At 38.7% G+C, this 8267-nt stretch carries 4 protein-coding genes; 2 read left to right on the top strand and 2 right to left on the bottom strand.

Annotated elements, in window-relative coordinates; all coding sequences use genetic code 11:
- Together MYP_RS23115 and MYP_RS23110 are read right to left on the bottom strand one after the other, a co-directional pair.
- Nucleotides 1–2255: SprB repeat-containing protein (locus MYP_RS23115; protein ID WP_197060173.1), on the bottom strand; the 2255-nt coding region annotated here is incomplete at its 3' end.
- Nucleotides 2256–2263: 8 nt separating this feature from the next.
- A complete protein-coding gene (locus MYP_RS23110; protein ID WP_156140804.1) occupies nt 2264–2611 on the bottom strand; it encodes a hypothetical protein in 348 nt (115 codons plus the stop codon).
- 375 nt (nt 2612–2986) lie between these two features.
- Between MYP_RS23110 and MYP_RS23105 the strand changes: the two genes are divergently transcribed.
- Both MYP_RS23105 and MYP_RS23100 read left to right on the top strand, forming a co-directional pair.
- Entirely contained in the window at nt 2987–5758 is a 2772-nt protein-coding gene (locus tag MYP_RS23105) for a bifunctional aconitate hydratase 2/2-methylisocitrate dehydratase (protein ID WP_045469172.1), read from the top strand.
- Between the two features lie 184 nt (nt 5759–5942).
- Nucleotides 5943–8216: an aconitate hydratase gene (locus MYP_RS23100; RefSeq protein ID WP_045469104.1), complete on the top strand. Its 2274-nt coding sequence runs from the start codon at nt 5943–5945 to the stop codon at nt 8214–8216.
- Nucleotides 8217–8267 lie beyond the last annotated feature (51 nt).

Genomic DNA, 8267 nt, shown 5'->3' with positions numbered 1-8267 from the left:
CCGCCAGTAACAGAAGTAATGTTGATCGCTCCGTTCGCAGCCCCATTACAGTTCGGATTAGTTACTGCAGCGGTCAGCACCATTGGAGCCGGCTGAGTAAGAGTAAATGCAGAGTCTTTAAAGCATCCGTTTGTATCAGTTACTCTGATGGTATAAGTGCCAGCAGCAAGGTTAATATTGTTCTGAGCAGCAGGAGCGCCGTTTCTTGTATAAGTATAAGGAGCAGTTCCACCAGTAACAGCAGTAATGTTGATAGCTCCGTTCGCAGCCCCATTACAGTTCGGATTAGTTACTGCAGCAGTCATTGACATTGGAGCAGGGATAATGATATTGAAAGATGTATCTTTTTCACATCCGCTAGCATCAGTAATTTTTACCAGATAACTTCCTCCTCCAAGTGCTGTTCTGTTCTGAGAAGTTGATCCATTGTCAGACCATAAGAAGTTATAGGGAGTGGTTCCTCCGCTAACATTCAAATTAATGGATCCATCGTTGGTCGAACAAATTGGATTTGTAACTATTCCGGTAACAGAAAAAGGAATTGGCTTAATAATAGTGAAAACTGTATCTTTTTCACATCCACTTGCATCCTTAATTTTAACTGAATATGTACCAGCTGCCAAACCTGTACGGTTTTGAGTAGTGTTCAAATCATTCCAAAGAAAAGTATATGGAGTTGTGCCACCTGAAATATTTAGGGTTATAGCGCCATTGTTAACAGTACAGGATGTATTGGTTATAATAGCGGAAACTGAATATGCAGCGGGATTGGTGATATTAAATGAAGTATCTATTTCGCATCCATTAATATCTGTTATTTTAAGGCTATAATTTCCTGTTGCCAAATCAGTACGGTTTTGAGTAGTGATTCCGTCGCCCCATACAAATGTATAAGGAGCAGTGCCACCGGAAACGGTATTAATATTAATTACACCGTTAGCTAAACCACAGCTTGCATTGGTTAAAGTGGCTGCCAATGACATAGCAACAGGAGAAGATATCGTGAAGCTGGAATCTATGAGACATCCATTGGCATCTGTTATTTCCAAAGTATAGGTTCCGGCTGTCAGTCCGGTACGATCTTGAGTGTTGGGACCGCTTACCCATGAATAGGAGTAAGGAGCTGTACCACCGGTTACTGAGGTGATATCTATGCTTCCATTCGGCATTCCACAGGTTGAATTTGTAACAACAGCAGTTAATGCTAAAGGTGTTGGTTGTGTTAGGGTAAAGAAAGTATCTAGTTCACAACTGTTATTGTCATTGATTTTAACATTGTAGATTCCTGGGCCAAGGTTAGTTCTATTTTGACTTGTTGATCCATTATCTGCCCAATTGAATGCATATGGCCCCGTTCCTCCCGAAACTGATAAATCAACAGAACCGTCTGATCCTCCGTTACAATTGGCATTGTTTAAAACAGCTGTAACCGACAACGGTGTCGGTTCAGTTATATTAAATGTAGTGTCTTTGTTACAACTATTTGCGTCTGTAATATGGACCGTGTATGTGCCGGCTTTTAAATTTGTCCGATTGGAACTCGTTATAGAACCATCATCGTCCCAATGAAAGCTATATGGTGGTGTGGCTCCTGAAACTGAGAGGTTTATGTTGCCACTATTGCCTCCGTTACAAGTAGGATTTGTGGAAGATCCAGTTAGTGCAAAATTACTTGGCTCCGTAACAGTAAATGAGGCTGATTGTTCGCAATTTTTGCTATCGGTAACTTTTACATTGTAAGTACCGATGCCAACGCCAGTAAGGTTTTGTGATGTAGATCCATTATTCCATAAATAGGAATATGGAGGTGTACCTCCTGTTATGTTTAAATTGATACCACCGTCATTTCCACCTGAACATTTCGGGGGTAAGTGAGTGCCAGATAAAGTTAGAGGTTGTGGTTGTGTAATTGTTATTGGAGGAGCCATACAAAATGCAAATCCCGCTGGGTCAACACCTGCCTGTATTGTAATATTATAAGTCCCAGGTGGCAAATCGGAAAAAGTGTGTGTATTTGAAAAGGACGATATAGCTTGTGGAGCTGCAACATCACTAACATATATATATGTATATGGTATTTTTGCTCCATTAACGGTAATTGTAATACTTCCGTTATTATTCCCGTTACAATCCACATTTGTTTGGGTTGTAATAAGTGATACTGCAGGGTTAAAGCATTGAGAAAATACTTCAATGTTTAAAAAAAGAAGTAAAAGAAATGTACAGCGCCCGGTTATTTTTAAAAATAGCTCCATAGTTGTTCTCAATTTTCAGAAGAAATTGTAACTGATTGCTGTAGGATTTTTTTATTATTATCCTGAATAATGATCCCGAAATGTCCCGGAGGCAAGTTTTCTAGATTTAAATTTTTTTTTCCTTCAATTCTTTGATGATTAATTACAGTACTCACTATGAATATTGAATATGGTTCTACTCCTCCCGTTATATCTAATCGGATGTAACCATCTTTTGATTCTTTGCTGGAAGCGTCCTTTGTTTTTACCGAGACAGAAAGCTCTGTTGTGCTTTTAGAAACATCCTGTGCATTAGCCTGATTTTGGCAGACGGCAAATGTTAATAAAGTGAGCATGTAAAAATAAAAGCGTAACATGTTTTCAGTATGTCTTAGATTTAATGTGTTTATTTCTTGCTTTTACGCTTTCGATTAATATAGGGTTTGCCTTTTTTGCACTTTTGCCGGGATTGTTTGTAACTTTTAATTTTAAGGAGAGAATATAAAACTGGATAATAACTCGTTAATGGGAGGTTAAAATTTAAAGGATTTTTCAATAATTAATTACTCTATAAATTTATATATGAGTTTTTTGGTATTATTCTTTTTGTAAATTTGTCTTAACAGGGTGGTATGCAAGGAGCATCTTCCTAAAATAAATTAATTATAATTCATACAGGCTGGTAAAGAATTAAGGTGGTTTACCAGCAACTGTTTTATAAATCTGCCTTAAATATTGAAAATACTTCTGTTATGAACACTTATAAGGATTATCTCAAGGAGATCGAAGAACGAAAAGGTCAGGGACTTCATCCTAAGCCGATTGATGGTGCTGAATTACTTAGCGAAATCATTGCACAGATTAAAGATTCAGAAAATGAATATCGAGAAGATTCTCTTAAGTTCTTTATTTACAATGTTTTGCCTGGAACTACGAGTGCTGCCGGTGTGAAAGCTAAGTTTTTAAAGGAGATTATTCTGGGTGAATCCGTAGTAAAAGAAATCACTCCTGCTTTTGCTTTTGAGTTGTTGTCTCACATGAAGGGTGGACCTTCAATTAAGGTTCTGCTTGATCTTGCCTTGAGTAATGAGGCCGCTATAGCAAAAGAAGCTGCAAATGTTCTTAAGACACAGGTATTTCTTTATGAGGCGGACACAGACCGTCTAAAGGAGGCATTCAAAAATGGTAACAAAATCGCTAAAGAGATTATTGAAAGTTATGCTAAGGCTGAATTCTTCACTAAATTACCCGAAGTACCTGAAGAAATTAAGGTAGTTACTTATATTGCTGGAGAAGGTGATATTTCGACTGATTTACTTTCTCCTGGTAACCAGGCGCACTCACGCTCAGACCGTGAACTTCATGGTAAATGTATGATTTCTCCTCAGGCACAAGAGGAAATCAAGGCGTTGCAAGCAAAGCATCCGGATAAAAGTGTGATGTTGATTGCTGAAAAGGGTACCATGGGAGTAGGTTCATCTAGAATGTCAGGTGTAAACAACGTGGCTCTCTGGACTGGTAAACAAGCAAGTCCATATGTTCCGTTTGTTAATATTGCTCCAATTGTTGGAGGTACAAACGGTATTTCTCCGATTTTCCTTACAACTGTTGACGTTACCGGTGGTATTGGAATTGACCTCAAGAATTGGGTGAAAAAGCTGGATGCAAACGGTAAACCTGTTCTCAATGAAAATGGTGAACCTGTTCTCGAGCAGGCATACTCAGTTGCTACTGGTACTGTTCTGACGATCAACACTAAGAAAAAGAAGCTTTACAATGGCGAAAAAGAGTTGATAGATATCTCTAAGGCATTCACTCCTCAGAAAGTAGAATTCATCAAAGCCGGAGGGTCTTATGCAATTGTTTTCGGTAAAAAACTTCAGACATTCGCTTCTAAGGTTTTAGGTATAGATATTTTACCTGTTTTTGCTCCATCCAAGGAAATATCCAATGAAGGGCAAGGTCTTACAGCTGTTGAGAAAATATTCAATAGAAACGCTGTTGGGACGACTCCGGGGAAAGTGTTGCATGCCGGATCTGATGTTCGTGTAACTGTCAATATCGTAGGTTCGCAAGACACGACAGGTCTTATGACTGCTCAGGAATTGGAGTCTATGGCTGCTACGGTGATTTCGCCAGTCGTTGATGGTGCTTACCAGTCAGGATGCCACACAGCTTCAGTTTGGGATAAAAAAGCTCAGGCAAACATTCCAAAACTTATGAAATTCATGAATGACTTCGGTCTTATTACTGCTCGTGATCCGAAAGGCGTTTATCACTCAATGACTGATGTAATTCATAAGGTTCTAAATGATATTACTGTAGACGACTGGGCAATCATTATTGGTGGTGACTCTCATACAAGAATGTCTAAAGGTGTTGCTTTTGGTGCTGACTCAGGAACGGTTGCTCTTGCACTTGCTACTGGTGAAGCTTCAATGCCAATTCCTGAATCAGTGAAGGTAACATTCAAAGGCAACATGAAGGGGTACATGGATTTCCGTGATGTGGTACATGCTACTCAAGCGCAGATGCTTCAGAAGTTTTCCGGAGAGAACGTATTCCAAGGTAGAGTAATTGAGGTTCATATCGGAACTCTTACTGCTGACCAGGCATTTACGTTTACCGATTGGACCGCAGAGATGAAAGCAAAAGCTTCTATCTGTATTTCTGAGGATGCTACCTTGATTGAATCTCTTGAGATTGCAAAGAGTAGAATTCAAATTATGATCGACAAGGGCATGGATAATAAAAACCAGGTTCTGCAGGGATTGATTGATAAAGCTAATAAGAGAATTGCTGAAATTAAATCTGGAGAGAAACCAGCTTTGGCTCCGGATGCAACTGCTAAGTATTACGCTGAAGTTGTTGTTGATCTTGATCTGATCTCTGAGCCTATGATTGCTGACCCGGATGTTAACAATGCTGATGTTTCTAAGCGATATACTCATGACACTATCAGACCATTATCTTTCTATGGGGGAGATAAAAAAGTGGACCTTGGGTTTATTGGTTCTTGCATGGTTCATAAGGGTGATATGAAAATCCTTGCTCAAATGCTTAAGAACATTGAAGCTCAAAAAGGAAAAGTTGAGTTCCAGGCACCACTGGTAGTAGCCCCACCTACTTATAATATTGTGGATGAATTGAAAGCTGAAGGTGATTGGGAAGTATTACAGAAATATTCAGGCTTTGAATTTGATGATAATGCCCCTAAATCTGCCGCACGTACTAAATATGAGAATATGTTGTATCTGGAGCGGCCAGGATGTAACCTTTGTATGGGTAACCAGGAAAAAGCAGAAAAAGGAGATACGGTGATGGCAACTTCTACTCGTCTTTTCCAAGGAAGAGTTGTAGAAGATGCTGAAGGTAAAAAAGGAGAGTCCTTGCTTTCATCAACTCCGGTTGTAGTGCTATCAACAGTCCTTGGAAGAACTCCTACAATCGATGAATATAAAGCTGCAGTGCAGGGTATAAATCTTACTAAGTTTGCGCCTTCTAATAAGCAGTTAGTAAAGTAGTCCTTAGTAAATAAACTATAATAAATAATTGAGACCCATCCTGCAAAACAGGATGGGTTTTTGTTTATATACCTATCCTGGTTTCAAAAAAATGGGATAAGAATGTTGTTTTTAATTACCCTATTTTACTATTTTAACTTTTAGTGTGTTCAATTGTTAACCCTTTAGAAATACTGAAGTAATTATGGCTTTCGATTTAGAAATGATTAAAGCTGTCTACGCTCGTTTTGAAGAACGTATTGAAGCTGCAAAAAAGGTTGTCGGCAGACCACTCACATTAACAGAGAAAATTCTTTATTCTCATCTTTTTGATGGTAAAGCAAGTCAACCTTATGAAAGAGGAAAATCTTACGTAGATTTTGCTCCGGATCGCGTAGCAATGCAGGATGCTACAGCTCAGATGGCTTTGCTTCAATTTATGTCTGCGGGTAAAAAGAAAGTTGCAGTTCCTTCAACTGTTCATTGTGATCACTTAATTCAGGCTGAAATAGGAGCTAAGAAAGATCTTGAAACTGCTAATAAAGTAAATAAGGAAGTTTATGATTTCCTCGCATCTGTTTCTAATAAATACGGTATCGGATTTTGGAAACCAGGCGCTGGTATCATTCATCAGGTGGTGATTGAAAATTACGCTTTCCCAGGTGGAATGATGATAGGTACAGACTCTCATACTCCAAATGCAGGTGGTCTAGGTATGATAGCTATCGGAGTTGGTGGAGCAGATGCTGTGGATGTGATGGCTGGTATGCCATGGGAACTGAAATTTCCTAAATTAATAGGAGTGAAGCTTACGGGAAAACTTAACGGTTGGACTTCTGCAAAAGATGTAATTCTTAAAGTTGCCGGTATTCTTACTGTAAGTGGTGGAACAGGTGCAATTCTTGAATATTTTGGAGAAGGTGCTGAAAGTTTAAGCTGTACAGGGAAAGGTACTATCTGTAATATGGGGGCTGAAATAGGAGCTACAACTTCTCTTTTTGCTTATGATCAAAAAATGAAGGCTTATTTGGAAGCAACCGGAAGAAAAGATATTGCATCAGAAGCTGATAAAGTTGCAAAGCATTTAAGATCGGATGAAGAAGTTTATCAAAATCCTTCAAAATTCTTTGACCAGTTAATTGAAATAAATTTATCAGAGTTGGAACCCCATGTAAACGGTCCATTCACTCCGGATTTGGCATGGCCAATTTCTAAATTTGCTGAAGCTGTTAAAGAGAAAGGATGGCCTGCTAAATTGGAGGTGGGTTTAATCGGTAGCTGCACAAACTCCTCTTATGAAGATATTACAAGAGCAGCTTCTATTGCAAAACAGGCTGTTACTAAAAAATTAAAAACTAAATCTGAGTATACTGTGACCCCTGGTTCTGAGTTGGTCAGATTTACCACTGAAAGAGACGGCCTGCTTAAAGTATTTGAAGATATTGGAGGTGTTGTGCTTGCAAATGCTTGCGGTCCTTGCATTGGACAATGGGCAAGACATACCAATGATCCAAATAAGAAAAACTCTATTATAACTTCTTTCAACAGAAACTTTGCAAAGAGAAATGACGGAAACCCCAATACTCATGCATTTGTAGCTTCTCCAGAAATCGTTACCGCATTTGCAATAGCTGGTGATCTTACCTTTAATCCTATAAAAGATAAGTTGAAGAATGAAAATGGTGAGGATGTTATGCTTGATGAGCCACAGGGTATTGAACTTCCAATTAAAGGTTTTGCAGTTGAAGATGCGGGTTACATTGCTCCTGCAATTGATGGTGATAAAGTTCAGGTAATTGTTGATCCAAAATCCGACCGTTTACAACTACTGGAACCATTCCCGGCATGGGAAGGAACTGATCTTAAAGGTTTGAAACTTCTGATAAAAGCAAAAGGGAAATGTACCACTGACCATATCTCAATGGCAGGTCCCTGGCTGAAATACAGAGGTCACTTGGATAATATTTCCAATAATATGCTTATTGGAGCAGTTAACTTTTACAATGAGGCAACCAATAAAGTTAAAAACCAATTAACAGGAGCATTTGGCGAAGTTCCTGCAACTGCAAGAGCTTACAAAGCTAAAGGGATCGGGTCCATTGTAATTGGAGATAATAATTATGGAGAAGGTTCTTCCAGAGAGCACGCTGCAATGGAGCCTCGTTTCCTAGGCGTTCGTGCAATCCTTGTAAAATCATTTGCAAGAATTCACGAAACAAACCTTAAAAAACAAGGAATGCTGGCTTTGACTTTTGTAAATCCTGCCGATTATGATAAAGTTAGAGAGGATGATAGTGTAGATATTCTTGGTTTACAATCCTTCACTCCAGGAGTGCCATTAACAGTCGTATTGAATCACTCTGACGGTTCAAAAGACGAATTTAAAGTGAACCATACTTATAATGAGCCTCAAATTGAATGGTTTAAAGCTGGTTCAGCTTTAAATTTAATTGGTTTGAAAGAAAAAAGCAGTAAATAATTCTGAATGAACATAAATGAAAAGAGGCCCTTCTGAATGAATGGCCTCTTT

The sequence above is a fragment of the Sporocytophaga myxococcoides genome, from assembly GCF_000775915.1.
Lineage (GTDB): Bacteria > Bacteroidota > Bacteroidia > Cytophagales > Cytophagaceae > Sporocytophaga > Sporocytophaga myxococcoides_A.
Note: the sequence above shows the minus strand (reverse complement) of the source record. Positions and strands in the feature narration are given on the sequence as shown.

Excerpts from the sequence above, each read along its gene's own strand:
- MYP_RS23110 (WP_156140804.1), bottom strand. The coding sequence starts at position 2,611 with ATGTTACGCTTTTATTTTTACATGCTCACTTTATTAACATTTGCCGTC.
- MYP_RS23100 (WP_045469104.1), top strand. The coding sequence starts at position 5,943 with ATGGCTTTCGATTTAGAAATGATTAAAGCTGTCTACGCTCGTTTTGAA.
- MYP_RS23105 (WP_045469172.1), top strand. The coding sequence starts at position 2,987 with ATGAACACTTATAAGGATTATCTCAAGGAGATCGAAGAACGAAAAGGT.